The organism is Sulfurimonas sp., assembly GCF_029027585.1.
Lineage (GTDB): Bacteria > Campylobacterota > Campylobacteria > Campylobacterales > Sulfurimonadaceae > Sulfurimonas.
In genome coordinates this window covers 185,863-205,044 of record NZ_CP093397.1, presented here as the reverse complement: position 1 = coordinate 205,044, position 19,182 = coordinate 185,863, and the positions used below count along the sequence as shown (strand labels likewise).

Annotated in this window: 17 protein-coding genes; 10 read left to right on the top strand and 7 right to left on the bottom strand. The window is 31.8% G+C overall.

Annotation, left to right across the window (positions count from 1 at the left end; genetic code table 11):
* The first annotated feature begins 12 nt into the window (after positions 1–12).
* From MOV50_RS01015 to MOV50_RS01005, 3 genes are read left to right on the top strand one after another with little or no spacing between them, the layout of a single operon-like run.
* Positions 13–1,827 carry a menaquinone biosynthesis decarboxylase gene (locus tag MOV50_RS01015; RefSeq protein WP_321778594.1) on the top strand — a complete coding sequence of 605 codons (1,815 nt, stop codon included), beginning with the start codon at positions 13–15 and terminating at the stop codon, positions 1,825–1,827.
* Positions 1,828–1,844: 17 nt separating this feature from the next.
* A complete protein-coding gene (gene argH, locus MOV50_RS01010; protein ID WP_321778593.1) occupies positions 1,845–3,224 on the top strand; it encodes an argininosuccinate lyase in 1,380 nt (459 codons plus the stop codon).
* A gap of 5 nt (positions 3,225–3,229) precedes the next feature.
* Positions 3,230–3,694, top strand: coding sequence for an OsmC family protein (locus MOV50_RS01005; RefSeq protein WP_321778592.1), 465 nt, complete (start codon positions 3,230–3,232; stop codon positions 3,692–3,694).
* Positions 3,695–3,901: 207 nt separating this feature from the next.
* On the opposite strand, the gene MOV50_RS01000 is transcribed toward MOV50_RS01005, so the two are convergent.
* Together MOV50_RS01000 and MOV50_RS00995 are read right to left on the bottom strand one after the other, a co-directional pair.
* Entirely contained in the window at positions 3,902–5,089 is a 1,188-nt protein-coding gene (locus MOV50_RS01000) for a transglycosylase SLT domain-containing protein (RefSeq protein WP_321778591.1), read from the bottom strand.
* Positions 5,089–5,445 carry a histidine triad nucleotide-binding protein gene (locus MOV50_RS00995; RefSeq protein ID WP_321778590.1) on the bottom strand — a complete coding sequence of 119 codons (357 nt, stop codon included), beginning with the start codon at positions 5,443–5,445 and terminating at the stop codon, positions 5,089–5,091. The genes MOV50_RS01000 and MOV50_RS00995 overlap by 1 nt, the downstream gene beginning before the upstream one ends.
* 139 nt (positions 5,446–5,584) lie before the next feature.
* On the opposite strand from MOV50_RS00995, the gene pheS reads away from it, so the two are divergent.
* From pheS to serA, 7 genes are all read left to right on the top strand, one after another.
* A complete protein-coding gene (gene pheS, locus MOV50_RS00990; RefSeq protein WP_321778589.1) occupies positions 5,585–6,577 on the top strand; it encodes a phenylalanine--tRNA ligase subunit alpha in 993 nt (330 codons plus the stop codon).
* Entirely contained in the window at positions 6,574–8,907 is a 2,334-nt protein-coding gene (gene pheT, locus MOV50_RS00985) for a phenylalanine--tRNA ligase subunit beta (RefSeq protein WP_321778588.1), read from the top strand. The genes pheS and pheT overlap by 4 nt, the downstream gene beginning before the upstream one ends.
* Complete coding sequence (gene aroA / locus MOV50_RS00980; RefSeq protein WP_321778587.1) at positions 8,904–10,184, top strand: 3-phosphoshikimate 1-carboxyvinyltransferase; 1,281 nt, start codon at positions 8,904–8,906, stop codon at positions 10,182–10,184. The genes pheT and aroA overlap by 4 nt, the downstream gene beginning before the upstream one ends.
* A 19-nt stretch (positions 10,185–10,203) precedes the next feature.
* On the top strand, positions 10,204–11,040 hold the full coding sequence (locus tag MOV50_RS00975; RefSeq protein ID WP_321778586.1) for a 4-hydroxy-3-methylbut-2-enyl diphosphate reductase: 837 nt from the start codon (positions 10,204–10,206) through the stop codon (positions 11,038–11,040).
* A 75-nt stretch (positions 11,041–11,115) separates the two neighbouring features.
* The gene (locus MOV50_RS00970; RefSeq protein ID WP_321778585.1) at positions 11,116–12,774 is read left to right on the top strand and encodes a 30S ribosomal protein S1; all 1,659 of its coding nucleotides are present in this window, start codon (positions 11,116–11,118) and stop codon (positions 12,772–12,774) included.
* Position 12,775: 1 nt separating this feature from the next.
* A complete protein-coding gene (locus MOV50_RS00965) occupies positions 12,776–13,255 on the top strand; it encodes a hypothetical protein (RefSeq protein ID WP_321778584.1) in 480 nt (159 codons plus the stop codon).
* Positions 13,256–13,293: 38 nt separating this feature from the next.
* Positions 13,294–14,892 carry a phosphoglycerate dehydrogenase gene (gene serA, locus MOV50_RS00960; RefSeq protein WP_321778583.1) on the top strand — a complete coding sequence of 533 codons (1,599 nt, stop codon included), beginning with the start codon at positions 13,294–13,296 and terminating at the stop codon, positions 14,890–14,892.
* Between the two features lie 13 nt (positions 14,893–14,905).
* On the opposite strand, the gene MOV50_RS00955 is transcribed toward serA, so the two are convergent.
* The 5 genes from MOV50_RS00955 to wtpA form a co-directional block, all read right to left on the bottom strand.
* Positions 14,906–15,685 (bottom strand): ABC transporter permease, encoded by a 780-nt coding sequence (locus MOV50_RS00955; protein ID WP_321778582.1) that lies wholly within the window; start codon positions 15,683–15,685, stop codon positions 14,906–14,908.
* Between the two features lie 12 nt (positions 15,686–15,697).
* On the bottom strand, positions 15,698–16,297 hold the full coding sequence (locus tag MOV50_RS00950) for a hypothetical protein (RefSeq protein ID WP_321778581.1): 600 nt from the start codon (positions 16,295–16,297) through the stop codon (positions 15,698–15,700).
* A gap of 86 nt (positions 16,298–16,383) precedes the next feature.
* Positions 16,384–17,178 (bottom strand): hypothetical protein, encoded by a 795-nt coding sequence (locus tag MOV50_RS00945; protein ID WP_321778580.1) that lies wholly within the window; start codon positions 17,176–17,178, stop codon positions 16,384–16,386.
* Between the two features lie 52 nt (positions 17,179–17,230).
* Positions 17,231–18,217: an ABC transporter ATP-binding protein gene (locus tag MOV50_RS00940; RefSeq protein WP_321778579.1), complete on the bottom strand. Its 987-nt coding sequence runs from the start codon at positions 18,215–18,217 to the stop codon at positions 17,231–17,233.
* Between the two features lies 1 nt (position 18,218).
* On the bottom strand, positions 18,219–19,175 hold the full coding sequence (gene wtpA, locus MOV50_RS00935; protein WP_321778578.1) for a tungstate ABC transporter substrate-binding protein WtpA: 957 nt from the start codon (positions 19,173–19,175) through the stop codon (positions 18,219–18,221).
* Positions 19,176–19,182 lie beyond the last annotated feature (7 nt).

Below are 19,182 nucleotides of genomic sequence, written 5' to 3'. Positions count from 1 at the left end.
AAAATAAAATATATGAAAAAAACAATAGAACTCCTAAAACAAAATAATGAATTAACAGTTATAGATGCCCAGCTAGATATATATCTTGAAATCCCGCATCTAGCATATGCAGAAGTAAAGAAAAAAGATGGTGGGAAGGCTCTACTTTTTACAAATGTTGTAGATAACAAAAGTGGCACAAAATTTAGTGAAGATGTTTTTATGAATGTTTTTGGTTCATATAAACGATGTGAACTACTTTTTGGTCGCACTATTGAGTCTGTTGCCGATGAGATAACAAACCTTCTTCATATGAAACCACCAGAAGGATTTATGAATAAAATATCAATGGCTAAAGAGCTTTTTTCATTAAAAAATATTTTTCCAAAACGCTTAAAAGGCAGAGGTGCTTGTCAAGATAAAATATATTTGAATGAAGATATTGACCTTTATAAACTTCCAGTATTAACAACATGGGAGCAAGATGGCGGTCCATTTATTACAATGGGACAAGTTTATACTCAATCTCTTGATGGAGAACTTGTAAATCTTGGAATGTATAGACTTCAAGTTTATGATAAAGAGCATTTAGGAATGCATTGGCAGATTCATAAAGATAGTTCTCACTTTTTTGACCAGTACCAAAAAGCTGGTAAAAAGATGCCTGTAACTGTTGCTATTGGTGGTGACCCACTTTATACTTGGTGCGCAACAGCACCTCTTCCTTATGGTGTAAATGAACTTCTTATGTATGGGTTAATTACAAAAAAACCGGTTCAGCTAGTTAAATCATTAACAACACCTCTTTATATTCCTAAAGATGTTGATTATGTGATAGAAGGATGGGTTGATACACAAGAGATGCGAATTGAAGGTCCTTTTGGTGACCATACAGGTTATTACACCTTAGAAGAACCATACCCAGTTATGCAAGTAAGTGCAATAACTACAAAAAATACACCAACATTTTTAGCAACAGTTGTAGGAAAACCACCTCTAGAAGATAAGTACATGGGTTGGGCTACTGGTAAGATTTTTTTTCCACTTTTAAAAACTACTGTTCCTGATTTGCTTGATTATCACATGCCAGAAAATGCGGGTTTTCATAATCTAATATTAGCAAAGATGCAACCACATTATAAGGGACATGCTAAGCAGTTTATGCACGCTTTTTGGGGTGCAGGGCAGATGAGTTTTGTTAAACATGCAATATTTTTAGATGAAAACTCTCCAAAACTGAATAATTATGAATCTTTAAGTACTTATATTTTAAATAGATTTACGCCTAAAACATTGTTTATTTCTGAAGGAATTTTAGACGCACTTGATCACTCTTCTCCAGAAACATTAGTTGGAGGAAAGTTAGGTATAGATGCAACAGCTGCACATAATGTAGAAGCTCCTCAGCTTTTAGGTGACGAAGAACTATTAGAGAAGATTCAAGAGATTGTTCCAGATGCTACTGGCGTACATCAGTATATGAGACATACAAAAAATCCTGTAACTGTGATTAGTGTAGATAAGAGTAAAAATGCAAAAGAGTATTTTGAAGCACTTGTAAGTCTTAGTACAAATATTAGAATAGTTGTTTTTGTTGATGAAGCTAAAAATGATTTGCTAAATCCATATATGCTTATTTGGCGTGTTACAAATAATATGGATGCTCTAAGAGATATTTTCATATCTGGTTTAATGGTTGGAATAGACGGAACAAATAAAAGCAGCGTAGATGGCTTTACTCGTGAGTGGCCTGATGATGTTGATTGCACTAAAGAAATAGTAGATGCTTTAAAAGAAAAAGGTTTATGGGATCTAGATGAAGAAATATACAAAAAATATCAATTATAAAAATATGAGGAAATAATATGGATAAAATGTGGTCAGGTCGTTTTTCGGCTAGTGCATCTTCTCTTTTAGATGAGTTTAATGCATCTATAATGTATGATAGAAAGCTTTATAAAGAAGATATAGAAGGCTCTCTTGCTCATGCAGCGATGCTTGCAAAACAAGAGATTTTAACAACAGAGGAACTTCGTCAAATTACAGATGGACTAAATCAAGTTATGGCTGAGATAGAGTCAGATAAATTTGAATGGAATATTTCTGATGAAGATTTACATATGGCAATAGAGAAGCGATTGACAGTTTTAATAGGTGACGCTGGTAAAAAACTTCATACTGCAAGAAGTAGAAATGACCAAGTTGCTGTTGACTTTCGTAGATGGGTTTTAAAAAGAAATATTGATGTAGTAGATGCACTTAAACTTTTAATGAAAGAGATTTTAGTTGTAGCCCAGCTACACACAACTACACTTATCCCTGGTATGACTCATCTTCAACATGCTCAACCTACTAACTTTGGTTTTCATCTTGGAGCATATCTCTCAATGTTTAAAAGAGATATTGCAAGGTTTGAAGACTCGTATAAAAGAAACAATGTATCTCCTCTAGGTTGTGCAGCACTTGCGGGGACTCCTCATAATATAGATAGAGATATGACAGCTCAACTTTTAGGATTTGATAGTGTTAGTGTAAATTGTTTAGATACAGTAAGTGATAGAGATTTTGCACTAGAAATTTTGTTTAACATATCTACCATGATGATGCATATTTCAAGACTTTCTGAAGAACTTGTAATGTGGTCAAGTTATGAGTTTGGTTTTGTTGAGCTTAGTGATGAATACTCAACAGGTAGTTCAATCATGCCACAAAAGAAAAATCCAGATGTTCCTGAACTTTTACGCGGTAAAACAGGTAGAGTTTATGGTTCGCTTATGGGACTTTTAACTGTTATGAAAGGTCTTCCTCTTGCTTATAATAAAGATACTCAAGAAGATAAAGAAGGTGTTTTTGATTCGGTTGAAACAGCTTTAATATCTTTAGAAATTTTAAAAGAAGCTATAAAAACTATGGAAGTAAAAGCTCATAATATGCGAAGTGCTTGTAGTGTAGGGCATCTAGCCGCAACAGATTTAGCTGATTATCTAGTTGAGAAGTGTGATATACCATTTCGTGAGGCACACTTTATTACAGGTCATGCAGTTGCAAAAAGTGAAGAGCTAAAGATAGATTTGAGTGATATAGAACTCTGTGAACTTCAAAAGATAGACGATAGAATTGCTGAAGATGTATTAGAATATTTAGTTTTAAAAAATTCTATGAATGCAAGAACTTCAGCAGGTGGAACAGCGACCATAAGAACACAAGAACAACTAGAAGAGTTTAAAAACTTTTTAGAAGGCTAATAAAAATGAAAGTAAGTATAACACATAAGGAAGCTATGAAATTTGAGGCAAAAACTTCAAAAAGTAGTTTTATAATTGATTGTCCTGTAATCTCTCCTATTGAGTATTTTTTATCTGGGATTATTACATGTAGTGCAACAGATATTATTTTAATACCAAAAAATCAAGGTAACAAGGTAACAGACTTAAGGGTAGATGGTGAAGTTGTTAGAAATGAAGATCATCCATGTAAATTTAATACTCTTCATCTTACTTATGACTTTAATTCAGATGCAGAGGATACCGTTGCTGCTCGTTGGGTAATGGCTTCTCTTGAAACATATTGTTCAACTATAAATACTATTAGAGATACAACGGCTATCTCATACTCAATTACTCATAATGGAAATCTTATCAAAGAAAATGAACAGATGATATCTGGTGGAGGTTCTAAAATTGATATGGGAGATATTCAAGGATGCCCTTCGTAAATAGATAAACGACATTTTATTCACATTTTTTAACTCTATACTTCTTTTATAAAAAATAAGGAGTACATTATGTTGGAAATGGCAACAGTTTTAGTAGCAACAGGAATATTAATGATTATAGCATATGAGTTTTCATTTGCGATGCAAAAAAAAGAGTGGGGAGAAAACACTAAAAATCTTTTTTAGAGTTTTCTCTGACAAAATCACTCAGCTTCCATAAAGTTTATAATAAGAACTCATTCTTTTAGTAACCTTTTTTAAATAGTGTTTAGGTTCTTCATATTTTAAATCTTTTAACAACTTGTTATAAACCTCTTTAGGTGATTTAGTATTTATATATGGAGATGCTATTTTCATGTTGTGCGTTTTTGTAAATGCCCAAGCTATATTACCTGCACCTGTATTGTAAGCTGCAATAGTACAGTAAAGTCTAGCATCTAGGTTTTTAATGTCTTTTAGATATCTATAAAATAGTATATGCAAATAGGCACTTCCCATTCTAATATTATTTGTACTATTATATAGATAACTTCCAGAAACTAACTTTTTCTTTTTGTAAAGATATTTATAGGTATCAATTCCAGCTGTCCTTGGTACAATTTGCATTAAACCGAAAGCAGGAATATGTGATCTAGCCCTTGGATTAAAACTACTTTCTGTATGCATAATAGCAAAGATAAGAGCCATTGGAAGTCGTTGTTTATCTGCATGTTTTCTAACTTGTTTGTAGTAGATTTTTGAGCGTTTAATCATTGTGTCTTCTGGCAATTTTACATTTAAACTGTAAATTTTTGCATGTCTTACTTTTTTAGAATTAACAATTTTAATGTTTTGCATCTTTACATAGCTTCCTACATAAGTCTTTACATCATCTCTTGTTGGTTTATTTTCAAATATTATGGTTGATAAAATTGGATCTGCTTTTACTTTCGCATCTTTTACATTAAATGGCTTTTTAATTTTAGAAAGTTTTATTTCTAAAGGGTCCGTTTCTTGAACAGTTTTGGTATCTATGGTTACTGCTCGTGCAAGTGCTAAGCGAAGATTTTTTTTAGCTTCTTTTTGGGAAGTTGCTATTGTTTGTAAAGTGATAGTTTGATTTTTAAAATCTATATCAGTTTTTGTTTTTTTATCTTTTGTGTAAGAAACCCATTCTGTATTGGTTGAGAGTTTTGGTTCTTCCCAAAAAATACCAAGTTCTTTTTTATAAGCTTTATAGGCTTTATTTTGTGCTTTTTGATAAGCATCAAACTCTTGTTCTTGAGTTTTTTTATAAACGCCAAACTGTTTTTTTTCTTGGTTAAAACCTTGCATCTGTTGGTCTTTAAACTTTTGTGCAGTTTGTGCCAGAAGAGAAGAGGTTAAACATGCAATAAATAATATTTTTTTATACATTAAAAGTGACCTTTTGGATCAGCATCACTTAAATGTCCCCACTTTAGTTTTGCTCCACCTAATATATGAAAGTGTAGATGCCCAACTTCTTGTCCTCCATCTGAGCCAATATTCGTAATAATTCTGTAACCACTCTCTTGTATGTTGACTTCAGTAGCAACTTTTTGAATAAAGCTAGTCATCCCAGCCATAGTTTCAGAAGTTACTTTATTAAAGCTATCTACATGGTTTTTTGGAATAGCTAAAATATGTACAGGAGCTTTTGGATTTATATCGTGAAAAGCGATAAAATCATCATCTTCTAATATAACATTTGCTGGTATTTCTTTATTTATAATTTTACAAAATAGGCACATTGTTTTTTCCTTTTATGTTGAGCTTTGTACCTAAATTATAGCACATAAATTGATAAATGAAGCTATATGTAAATTATATTTGACTATAATCTCTTTTAAAATTTAAGAGGTTCTAACCTCGCAATTATGGGTGATTCTATTGAAAGAATGGTATGACAAAATAAAAGAAGCACAAAGCGTAGAAAATCTTGAAGATATTCGCATCTCTGTGTTTGGAAAAAAAGGTGTTTTAGCAGTTGAGTTTGCTAAAATGAAAACAGCACCAAATGAAGAAAAATCAAAAATAGCTAAAGAGTTAAATACACATAAAAGTTCACTTATGAATGAGCTTACAGCAAGAAAGATTACTCTTCAAACATTAGAACTTCAAGCTGCAATGAAAGCAGAGGCTATTGATGTTTCTATGTTTAGTGTTGGCTCTGAGGCTGGAGCTTTACACCCAGTAATGGAAACAATGGACAAAATTGTAGAGTATTTTTCTGCTATGAATTTTGCTGTTAAGACTGGAAATATGGTAGAAGATGACTTTAATAACTTTGAAGCTCTAAACCTTCCAAAGTATCATCCTGCAAGAGATATGCAAGATACTTTTTACTTTAAAGATGAGATGCTTCTTCGTACTCATACTTCTCCTGTTCAGATAAGAACTATGATGAATACAAAGCCTCCTATTCGTATGATAGCACCGGGGGCTGTTTTTCGTCGTGATTATGATTTGACTCATACACCAATGTTTCATCAAGTTGAAGGCTTACTCGTAGACTCCGAAGGTAAAGTTTCTTTTGCTAATTTAAAGTATATTTTAGAAGATTTTTTAAAGTATATGTTTGGTGAGGTAGAAGTTCGTTTTCGACCTTCATTTTTCCCTTTTACAGAACCATCAGCAGAGGTAGATATATCTTGTGTTTTTTGTAAAGGTAAAGGTTGTAGAGTTTGTTCAAAAACAGGTTGGCTTGAAGTTTTAGGCTGTGGTATAGTTGATCCAAATGTTTTTGAAGCTGTAAAGTATGAAAATGTAAGTGGTTATGCTTTTGGTTTAGGTGTTGAAAGATTTGCGATGTTGATTCATCATATAGGAGATCTTCGTTCTTTATTTGAAGGGGATATTAAATTGTTGGAGCAGTTTCAGTGATAGTAACTAGAAGTTGGATAAATGAGTGGATTGACTTAGATGGTATTACTACTGAGGATTTAGCAAAAACATTTAATGCTATTGGTTTGGAAGTTGATCGCATAAAAAGTTATGAAATTCCTAAAAAGATAATCGTAGGAAAAGTTTTAGAGTGTGAAAAACATCCAGATGCTGATAAACTAAATGTTTGTAAGGTAGATATTGGAACAAGTATCAGGCAGATAGTTTGTGGTGCTTCAAATGTTAGAGTTGGACTAGATGTAGCAGTAGCGACCATTGGCGCTGTGATGCCAAATGAAATGGTAATCAAACCTGTAAAGCTTCGTGGTGTTGAATCTGAGGGAATGATTTGTAGTGCTACTGAAATAGGACTAGAAGATTGTCAAGATGGAATTATTGAGTTAGATGAGAGCATTGGTAAATATAAACTTGGACAAGAACTTAGAACAATTTTAACACTAAATGATGATTTAATTGAGATAGAACTTACTGCAAATCGTGGAGATTGTTTAAGTATTAGAGGTGTTGCTAGAGATTTAAGTGCTGCCTATGACAGGTCTTTAAGAGAATCTGATATTAATGAAGATGAAGATAAAAGAGTTGGAATAGGGCGTATTTTAAATCTTTCACATGATGGTAATTTAAATGTAAATCTTCGTTATAAGGCGGTTGATTTAAAAGACTTAAAGTTACCATTTATAGTTAAACTTAGATTGGCTCAAATAGAAGAAACAAGAGAAACGGATATAGAATCTCTTATGCTTTATGTAACTCAAAGTAGTGGTGTAATTTTAAGAGCGTATGAGCATGGTTTTTTCTCTAAAAAAGATGAAACAATGGCAAAAATAGAGCTAAAAAAAGATAAAAAAGGCTATGCATCTATAATGTCTAAAAACAAAGCTTCTACTGTTGGAATAATACAAGAAGATATTTCTAAAGTTAGCTTTGATGAAGGGACTGTTTTAATAGAAGCTAGTTATGTTCCACCCGATATTATTTCTAAAAAAATGCAAGAGTCTAAGATGGATGCAGGTCCAATGTACTATAGAACTTCAAGAGGAAGTGAACCAGAATTAAATCAAGGTTTAAATTTTTGTTTAAATCTGATAGAGGCTAATTCTTCTTCAAGTGTGTATGGTGGAAGTATTGACCTTTGCGATAGTTATGAAGATAAAATCGTTAGTATTTCAAAACAAGAGATAGATAATTTTATTGGTGCAAATATAGATAAAGTTGTTATAACAAAAATTTTAAGAAACTTAGGTTTTAATACATCAAAATCATCATCAGACAATTTTGTTATTTCTGTCCCTAGATACCGTCATGATATAAGCCATAAGCAAGATATAGTAGAAGAGATAGTGCGAATGGTAGGTATTGATAATATAGCATCAAAGCCTTTTATTTTTGCAGAAGAATCTAAACTACAAGATGATTATTTTGCTTATAAAAAAAGAAGTATATATAGACACAAAGCAGCTGGGAGTGGTTTTTTTGAAACAATATCTTTTGTTTTTGATGAAAAAAAAGTTTTAGAATCTTTTGATTTCCAAACAATAGATGACAAACTAGAAGTCTTAAACCCGATAGTTAATACACTAGATACTTTAAGAACAACGCTAATGACAGGGCTTTTAAAAGCGGCTTCATTAAATGTTAAAAATGGGGTTTCTTCTGTTAGACTTTTTGAAGTAGGTTCTATTTTTAACTCTAAAAGAGAAGAATCTTTAAAAATGTCAATGCTATTTAGTGGAGATGCTAGACAAGAAAGTCTTGTCAATACTGGAAAATCGCAAAAAATTGACTTTGCTCTTTTTACTCAAAAAATCACTGATATTATTGGTGAGTTTGAACTTCGTGAGTATAAAACAAAACATAAACTTTCACACACTTACCAAAGTGCTCAAATTTTGCAAAATGGCGAAGTGATTGGAGAGTTATTTCGTGTTCACCCTAATGTAGAAGATAGCTACGGGTTAGAAGCAACATTTATGTGTGAGTTAGACTTTACAAAACTATCATATGGTTTGAAAATTGCTAAAAAAATATCAAAATATCAAGCTTCTTTTAGAGATTTAAGCATTATCATGCCTAAAGATTTGAATTATGAAAAAGTTAAAAATGTTATAGAAAAATCAGCAACAAAAGAACTTATTAGATTTTATCCTGTTGATAAATATAGTGATGAAGAATTAGGTTCAAATATGAGCCTGTCACTAAGATTTGTACTTCAATCAGATGAAAAAACTTTAGAAGAAGACGATATAACTCTAGCAATGGATTCAATTTTATTAGCATTAAAAGATGAACTGAATATTGGACTTAGATGAGTAGCGTAGTAGTTCAAAAAGCACAAAAATTCTCTTTAAAGCTAGACTCTATCGCATCAGATAAGTCTATCTCTCATCGTAGTGCAATGTTTGCAATGCTTGCAGAGGGAACAAGTGAAATAACAAACTTTTTAAGAGCAGAAGATACATTAAACTCTTTAGAGATTGTAAAAAATCTTGGTGCTAAAGTTAGTGATGACGGGACTACTATTTATATATCTTCAGATGGCATAAAAGAGAGTTTTGAGATACTTGATTGTGGTAATTCAGGAACAGGTATCAGACTTTTTTGTGGGCTTTTAAGTTCTGCAAATGGTCATTTTGTTTTAACTGGAGATGAATATTTGCGTCGTCGCCCTATGAAAAGAGTAACTTCTCCTCTTCGCGATATTGGAGCTGTTCTTGATGGTCGAGATGATAGTAATTTAGCACCTCTTAGTATTAGAGGAAGTTCACTTAAAGCTTTTAACTATGAGAGTAAAATAGCATCTGCACAAGTAAAAAGTTGTATGATATTAGCAGCTCTTCGTGCTGATGGTGTGTGTACATATACTGAGCCTGAACTATCTCGTGACCATACAGAAAGAATGTTAAAAGGTATGGGTGCTGATGTAGTTGTAGATGGACTAAAAACTACAATAACACCTATGAAAAAACTTCTTTCTCCTCTTATTATTCGTGTTCCATCTGATCCTTCAAGTTCATTTTTCTTTGGTGTTGCTGCCGCAATTACACCAGATTCCAATGTTTTGTTAGAAGGTGTTACTCTTAATCCAACTCGTATAGAAGCTTTTAAAGCTTTAGAGAGAATGGGTGCAGATATAAGTTATGAGATAACTGACAATAAATATGAGCCCATTGGTAACATACATGTCAAATACGCTCCTCTTCATGGCATCCTTGTAGAAGATAATATTTCGTGGCTCATAGATGAACTTCCAGCACTTTCAATCGCCTTTGCTTGTGCTAAAGGTGAAAGTATTGTAAAAAATGCAGAGGAACTTCGCGTAAAAGAGAGCGATAGAATTTCAACTGTTGTTGAAGGTCTTCGTGCAAGTGGTATTGAAGTACATGAGTATAAAGATGGATACAAAGTTATTGGTGGAGAACTTAAGAGTGCTAAGGTTGATAGTGATGGAGATCATAGAATTGCTATGAGTTTTATAATTGCAGGTCTTAGATGCGGTATGGAAGTAATAGATTTAGATTGTATAAATACTTCATTTCCAAACTTTTTTGAATTACTACAAAAAATTACACAAGTAGAATTTAAATAAATTCTCGGAGATATATAAAATGAAGATTGAGTTGGCTGAGAATTATGGATTTTGTTTTGGTGTAAAAAGAGCTATTAAAATTGCTGAAGAAAATAAAGAAGCATCTACTTATGGTGCTTTGATTCATAATTCTAAAGAAATTGAGCGACTTGAAAAAGACTTTAAAGTTGGTCTAACAGATGATCATAAAAGTTTTAAAGCTGGTGAAACAGCAATAGTCCGTACTCATGGAATCCCAAAAAATGAACTTCAAGAATTAAAAGATACAAAAGTGGATGTTGTAGATGCAACTTGTCCTTATGTAACTAAACCACAACAAATTTGCCAAGAGATGAGTGAAGAGGGTTATGACATAGTTATCTTTGGTGATGAAGCCCATCCAGAGATAAAAGGCGTTAAAAGTTACGCAACACATGGTGCCATTGTTGTAACTTGTTCTGCAGATTTACATGATTTAAAACTTAAAGAAAAAGTAGCACTTGTTGCACAAACAACTAGAAAAGTTGAAGATTATATGGAGGTAGCTAACTATCTCATACCAAGACATAAAGAAGTTAGAGTTTTTAACACAATCTGTAACGCAACTTTTGAAAATCAAGAAGCTGTAAAAAAGATATCTAAAAGAGCTGATGTTATGATAGTGATTGGTGGTAAAAATTCATCAAATACAAAGCAGTTATTTAGCATTTCACATGATGAAACAAAAGACAGCTACCATATAGAAGATGAAAATGATTTAGACTACTCTTGGTTTAAAAATAAAAAGTTTTGTGGCATAAGTGCAGGGGCATCTACACCAGATTGGATTATTCAAAATGTAGTCAATTCTATTCAAAAACATATAAATAATTTATAATTCATTTTAAATTAATAGCAAAGTAATCATTATTTAGATATAATCACGCAATTTTTATGTAACAGAGGATAGGTAATGGCGTTCGATAACGAATTAGTTGAAGAAGAAGAAAATTTTGCAGAGATGTTTGCTGCAAGTGAAAAAAAGCAAGAGTCAAGTCGCATCGTAGAAGGTGAGATTGTTGAGATTCAAGCAGATGAAAACAGAGCATTAGTTGGTGTTGGCGATAAGCTAGAAGGTATTGTAAATCTTGATGAAATCCGTGGTGAAGATGGTGAGTTGATGTTTAGTACTGGCGATAAGATTAAAGTAATGGTTATGGGATACTACAATGAGCGTCCTAAAATTTCTTATAAAAAAGTTTTAGAGCAACAAAAGACTATTGACTTTATTGATGCACACAAAGAAGACTTTGAAGAAGTAGTTATTGAAGGTATTATCACTAAGAAAAATCGTGGTGGTTTCGTAGTAGAAGCTGATGATGTTTCTTTCTTTATGCCTCGTTCATTAGCAGCTTTTAAAGAAGGTGATGATGTTGTTGGTCGTAAAATCAAAGCTCAAGTTGTTAAAGTTGATGCTGAGCAAAACTCTATTGTAGTTTCTCGTCGTAAACTTTTTAACGAAGAGCGTAAGAAGAAAAAAGAAATCATTGACAAGTTAATGGAAGATGATGTTATCGTTGCAGGTATAATCAAAAAAATTACTAGCTACGGAATGTTTGTAGATGTTGGTGGTGTTGATGGTTTAGTTCACTATAATGAAATCAGCTACAAAGGTCCAGTTAACCCATCTAAACTTTATAAAGAGGGTGATGAAGTAACTGTTAAAGCTATCTCTTATGACAAAGATAAAAGACATCTTTCTCTATCTATTAAAGCTGTTTTACCAGACCCTTGGGCTGAAGTTGAAAGTGAATTAGATGAAGGAGATACTATTACAGTAACTGTTTCAAATATTGAAGCTTATGGTGTTTTTGTTGATTTAGGAAATGATATAGAAGGTTTCTTACATATTTCAGAAATTACTTGGAGCAAAAATGTTAAAAATCCTAACGATTATTTAACAGTTGGTGAAGAGATTGATGTTGAAGTTATTGAGATTAATCCAGATACGCATAAACTAAGAGTATCTCTAAAAAGACTTTTACCAAAACCATTTGATGAGTTTGTAAGAAACTATAATGAAGGTGATGTTGTAACTGGGATTGTTACATCTTTAACTGATTTTGGTGCATTTGTTCGTATCGGTTCAGTTGAAGGTTTACTTCATAATCAAGATATCTCTTGGGATAAAAACACTAAATGCAAAGATGTTTTAAAATCAGGTGAAGAAGTTGAAGTTAAAATTGCTAAAATCAACAATGAAGATCAAAAAATATCTTTAAACCGTAAAACTCTTTTAGAATCACCAATAGATAAATTTGCTACAACACATAAAGTAAATACACCTATTAGTGGAACTATCCGGGATATTAAAGACTTTGGTGTTTTTGTATCTTTAGAAGATGGTGTTGACGCTTTGATTCGTGATGAAGATTTATCTCCACTTATAAAAGAAGAGTTAGAAGCTGGTCAAGAGATAGAAGCTGCTATCGCTGTTATTGATACTCGTAGAGATCGTATCCGTTTATCTGTTAAAAAATTAGACTATATTAAAAATCAAGCACTTTTAGAAGAGATTAATGATAACACATCAAACTCTTTAGGTGATTTGATAAAAGATAAATTCCAATAAAATGCAAAAAATTTTAAAGTGGTTTACTCCAGTCTTAGCACTTGGAGTAGCCGTCTTTATTATCTTTTTTCTAATTTCTATAAACCCTTCACAAGAACAAGGTTATGTTGAGCCGCTAGAGCATAAAAGTGAAGTAACTCAAAAAAAATCTCAAAAAGTATGGCTAAATCATTTTTCTGCATCTCAAAGATTAGGATATTTTTATCCTGTTAATGAAGCTTTTATAGAGATAGATTTAGTAGAAAAAATAATTAGTAAAACAATTTATAAATTATCTGCTTCTTTATTAGACCCTTATCAATTGTTCTGTTTAAGAGAAGAGTTAAAGCAGCATGAATTAAAGTACTATCTAAAAAAAGATAAAAATAGTGTAGAATTACTTATCTACTCAAAAAATATTGAAAAATTAAACTCTTTAGTTAGAGTATTGAAAAACTATCAAATTTCAGCCAAAGTTGAGCTGTACAAAGAGGATATATAAAATGATGAGAATTAAAATTCAATGCAGGGAGGCACTAAATGCCGACTCGTAAAAAATATACTGTTGTAGTTTGTGACCATATACATGAAGCTGGATTAAAAATGCTTCAAGATGATAAAAATATAAACTTTGTTATGGCCGCAGATGTTGATAAAAAAGAATTAGTTCAAAAGATTATTCCAACTGCTGATGTAGCAATAACAAGAAGTTCAACAGATGTAGATGCGGCTTTTATAGCAGCTGCTACAAATATGAAAGCGATTGTTCGTGCAGGTGTTGGTGTTGATAATGTAGATATTGAAGGTTGTTCTAAAGAAGGAATAATCGTAATGAATGTTCCAACAGCAAATACAATCGCAGCGGTGGAACTTACCATGACACATATGCTTTCATGTATGAGAATGTTCCCATACTCACATGACCATCTTAAAAACCAAAGAGTTTGGAAAAGAGAAAAATGGTATGGGCATGAGATGAAAGGTAAAAAACTAGGTGTTATCGGTTTTGGTAATATCGGTTCTCGTGTTGCAAAACGAGCTGCTTCTTTTGAGATGGATATTATCGCCTATGATCCATACATTCACCCATCAAAAGTTACTGATTGTGATATGACATATACTAAAAACTTTGAAGATATTTTAGCCTGTGATATGATTACAATTCATACTCCTAAAAATCAAGAAACTTTAAATATGATTGATGAAAAAGAGATTGCTAAAATGAAAGATGGTGTAGTTTTAATCAACTGTGCTAGAGGTGGTCTTTATAATGAAAAAGCATTATATAATGGTTTGAAATCTAAAAAGATTCGTTTTGCGGGTATAGATGTGTTTAGCAAAGAACCAGCAACAGACCACCCACTTTTAGAACTTGATAACATCTGTGTTTCTCCTCACCTAGGTGCAAATACATTTGAATCTCAGTATAACATTGGAACTCAAGCAGCAGCTAATGCGATAGAGGCTGCTAAAGGTATCTCTTTCGCTCATGCGATGAATTTACCAATAGATGAGAGTAAAATACCTTCTTTTGTAAAACCATTTTTAGAAATGGGACAAAAAATAGGTTTTCTTGAATCACAAATGAACAAATCTCAAATAATTGCGATAAAAGTTAGTGGACAAGGAGAGATTGCAAATTTTGTTGAATCCCTTTCTACATTTGTAGCAGTTGGAGCGATGAGTCAAAATAGTGGAGATACTATCAACTATGTAAATGCTGAGTTTGTTGCAAAAGAAAAAGGCATTAAAATAGAGTCAGAGGCTCTTGGCGATTCTTCAGTATATAAAAATTTAATTACTATAAAACTTACAACAGCAGAAGGTACAACTACGATTAGTTCTACTATCTTTGATGATGGAGTCCAGAGAATCGTTGCAATAGATGGTTTTGATATAGAAGTTGCACTTAAAGGAGATATGATTTTATTTAAAAATAGTGATGTTCCTGGTGTTATAGGAAGTATAGGCTCTACTTTAGCAAAGCACAATGTAAATATCGCAGATTTTTCTCTTGCAAGAAATGATAACGCAGAAGCTTTAGCTGTAATACTTGTAGATAATACAGTTAACGATGAAACGATTGAAGAGTTAGCATCTCTAGATGCTTGTTTAAGTGTAAATTACGCAAGACTTTAGTAATAATTGAGGTTTATAAACGATTTGTAATAAACCTCACAATCAAAAATACAAACATACTAAATCCTATGATTACTGCGGCTAATGGCGCACTATAGCTAAGTCCATAACTATTAAATCTATCAAAGATTAAAATAGGTGTTGTCATTGGATGATAAACTAATATAATAATAGCACCAAATTCTCCAAGACCACGACTCCACATCATTAAAGCACCGTTAATAATATCTTTTTTTGCATTAGGAAGAGTAATCCTAAAAAATACATTTACAGGACTTGCTCCTAGAGTTCTAGCTGTTTTTTCAAGTTTAACATCAACTTTTCTAAACCCATCTTTGGCACTATTTATCAAAAATGGAGCAGATAAAAACATCATTGCTATCATGATTCCGTACTCAGTTCCTATAAATTCTATACCAAAAATTCTAAAAAAATCTCCAATCTCAGTATCTCCAAAAGTTGTAAGAAGTGCGATTCCAGCTGCAGTATGCGGAATCATAACAGGAATATCTATAAGTGTTTCAACTGCACTTTTACCATAAAAATCATATCTTGCAATAACATAAGCAAGTGGTAAGCCTGTAAATAGAACAAATATCATTGCCCATGCTGAAACTTTCATAGTTAAGATGATAGAGTCAATAGCTTCACCATCTTTTATAGTTTCAAATATTTTTTCACTTCCTACACCTATAAATATTTTTATAATAGGAACACTAAGAAAAAACACTAAAATTAGTGCTAAAACAATTAGTGTAATTGTAAAAGGGTCATTTTTATTTATTGTTTTCATATTACTCTTTTTTTAAAATAGGTAGTTTAACTCAAAACGACCATCAAGATTATTGTACTTACTTTCATCAGAATCAAGATATTGAGTATAGCCAAGTCTTAATCTCCATTGTAAATTTACAATACTTGGTACATTTTGTACAAAACCAATATAATAGTACATCTCATCAAGCACATGTGCACCTTTTTTTTGCTCATCAGCATCTGTGTAAAGTATAGATGCTTGAATATATATATCTTTGTAGATGCCTTTTGAATTTCCATTTCTAATCATCTCTATTCGATAACTTTGTGTATTAGCTCTCCAGTTGTATCTTGCCATTGAACGAGTATATCCTGAAGTAGGGAAAGCTCTCCACGGAGTTATTAAATCTGCTTCATCATATATTTTTGAATAGCCTAAATTTATTTTATAGTTATCAATTTTTGTGACAACTCTAGCTGCAATCATTTGTGAATCTAGTGAATTTGGATTTTTGTATCCAGTTGTGTTGTTTTGATATGAAGCACCACCTACTTCACCAGCACCACTATCAATCTGCTTAATATAACGAGCTCCTGGAGTAATAGAAAATTTATTTCCAAGCTTAAAAGTATAGTTTACTTCTCCCATAACCTGAGATAAGAGTTCAGGTACTATATAAAAAGAAGCGTCAAGTTTTAAATTTTTAATAGATTTATTGTGAATATCACCTACAATTAAAGCGGCATCTGTTGGTTTACCTGCATTTTTAAAGCTGTATATGTTAAACCTTTATGCATCGCTGTGTCATCATTTTGACTCCATTGAGGTAAAATTGATGATGATGAATTTGAATCTCCATACATTAATACAGAATGCTCTTGTGTGTGGTCACGAAGTTTTTGTTTATATAGATAAGCTAATTTAATTGCTGTTTTATCAAGAGCTTTAGTTCCTACTACAAGACCATCAAAAGTATTTGGAATCATTTTTGTGTCATTAGATTTAGTATAAAATGTTTCTACCATTTGGCGACCTAGTAAAATTTCAGTTTTTGTAATTCCTTTATATCTTAAATAAGCTTGTCCCAATACACCCATAGATTTGTCACCAGTATTTACATAGTGGAAACGACTTAAAGTATCTTTTCCTGGTTTGATAGCATTTATTGGGTCATTTGATTCTTCAAAAAAAGATTTTGAATAGTATAGTCCAGCTGTAAAATCAAAGTTTTTATAAGTTGCACTTTTATATACAACTGAACCACCTATACCGCTTGCTAAGTGTGTTTTTTTTGTTGTACTTTCATTTTCCCATCTAAAGTAAAAAGTATTTGAGCGAATTCTTCCATAAAATTTACCTTCACTAAACAGCTCTGATAAATTTTGTACAGAACTTGGGAGGGTATTATATACTTCTTGATAGTTAGATTTTATAGTACGCTTTGAAAGTTCTTCCTCGGCATAAGTATTTGTTGATATTGCTATTAGTGCAGTTGTAATTATACTTATTTTTATTAATTTATTATTCAATTTTTTCCCTTATTTTTTCTAAGACATTAGATGCCCCAATTGTTTGGACTTTTTATATAAAACTTACATCATTTTTATTAAATCCTATTTTTATAATTTTTTCTCTATCCATATAGCAACCCTCATAATCTCTTTTTAGGATTTTTATAAAAAAGCTGTATTGGTTAACTTTTACAAATAATTTGTAATGATCAACTATGCCCATACACTCTTCTACTTTTCCTTCAAAAATATAATCAGTATTCAAATCACCATCGGTACAAACTTTAATAATATTTGGATCAACTGAAAAAACTTTGTTAGAAGAGGTATATCCAAGGAAAGTTGTTGGAAATATATTTTTAAATCCTAAAAACTTTGCAACCTTTATGTTAGTTGGATGGTTTAGTACTTCTTTCGCAACTCCAACTTGTTGAATCTTACCGTTCATGATGATAGCTATTTTATCCGCGAGATAAGAAGCTTCTCTAAAGTTATGAGTCACATGAATAGTTATCACATCATATCGTCTGTGAATCTCTTTTAAACTTTTCATAATTGAGTTTCTTAAAGTCGGGTCGATGGCACTTAAAGGTTCATCTAAAAGTAAGATTTTTGGTTTAGAAAAGATAGCTCTTGCTATTGCAACACGCTGCTTTTCTCCACCACTTAATGTAGTTGTATCTCTAGTTAAAAGCTCTTTTAATTGTAAAAATTTCACAATATCAGCAAATAAAACATCTGCATCTGTGATTTTTTTATATCTTGAAGAAAATCTAATATTTTGCTCAACATTAAGGTTTGGAAAAAGTGCAAAGTCTTGATATACAAAACCTATATCTCTTTTTTGTGTAGCTAAAATAGAAATATCTTTATCTTTATAATAGATTTTACCTTCACAAGGGTTAAGTCCAGCGATAGTTTCTAAAAGCATTGTCTTTCCACTTCCACTCTGTCCTAACAAAACAAAGTATTCATTTTTTTCAATGTTTAAATTGATATTATCAAGAGTAAAATTATTAAAATTACTAGATAAGTTTTCTATTTTCAAGCCATTCATATTATCTTCCAATTATGGAAGCATCTCCAGAAATTATAGTAGGATTTATTACTCCCTGACCATTTTGAGTCATGATTTTTTGACCTTGAGCTGAGAGTACAAAGTTTACAAATGTTACAGCACCTTTTTCATTTACAGGTGATTTTTTATTTTGTGCAATTGTGATTCCATAAACCATAGGGGCACCTTTTTTAGTTATAAACTCTCCAGGTTTTTTGCCATTTATTTTAAAACTTACTGTTTTGTAAAAATCCTTAAATTCGTTATCTTTAAGGGATATTTCTTTTGGTAGTGAGATATATTTTAAACCATGTTGCTGTGCAACAGACTTATAGATATATAGATAATCATAAGCATTAACCTCTATTAAACCAAGTAAATCAGTTTCTTTTGGTCTAATTATTACTTTTTTATGATTTTCTTCTCCTACTTTATACGATTCACCATAACCGAATAATTTTTCAAATAAGTTTTCACTTTTGTAGTATTTTTCAGCTAGTTTAGTTACGAGCATTGATCTATATCCGCAAGGGTCCATATTTGGATTTGAGTGACCAACTTTTACTCCATCTCTTAAAAAAATTTCAGTCCAGTTGTTGGAGTTGATTTCATCAGAATATTTTGCCTTTGAAGTGTAGGCTAGTACCATTTCATTTGTTGCAAATTGTGCATTAAATTTTGCATGACGCGGTATAAGTAAGTTATCTATAACCTTGTAGTCAGCACTCGCCATAACATCAGCTTTACGGTGAATATCAGAGATTTTTCTAGCTGCTGCTCTACTACCACTCGCTTCTCTTTGCACATCATACTGTGGATATTTTTTCTCAAACTCTTTTTCAATTTGTGCAAAAGGAACTGCCAAACTTCCTGCATGAAACACTACTATTTTTTCTTTTGCCATTAAACTAGAAGTTAAAATTACACTTAGCCCTATTATTAATATATTCTTCTTCATTTCTTTC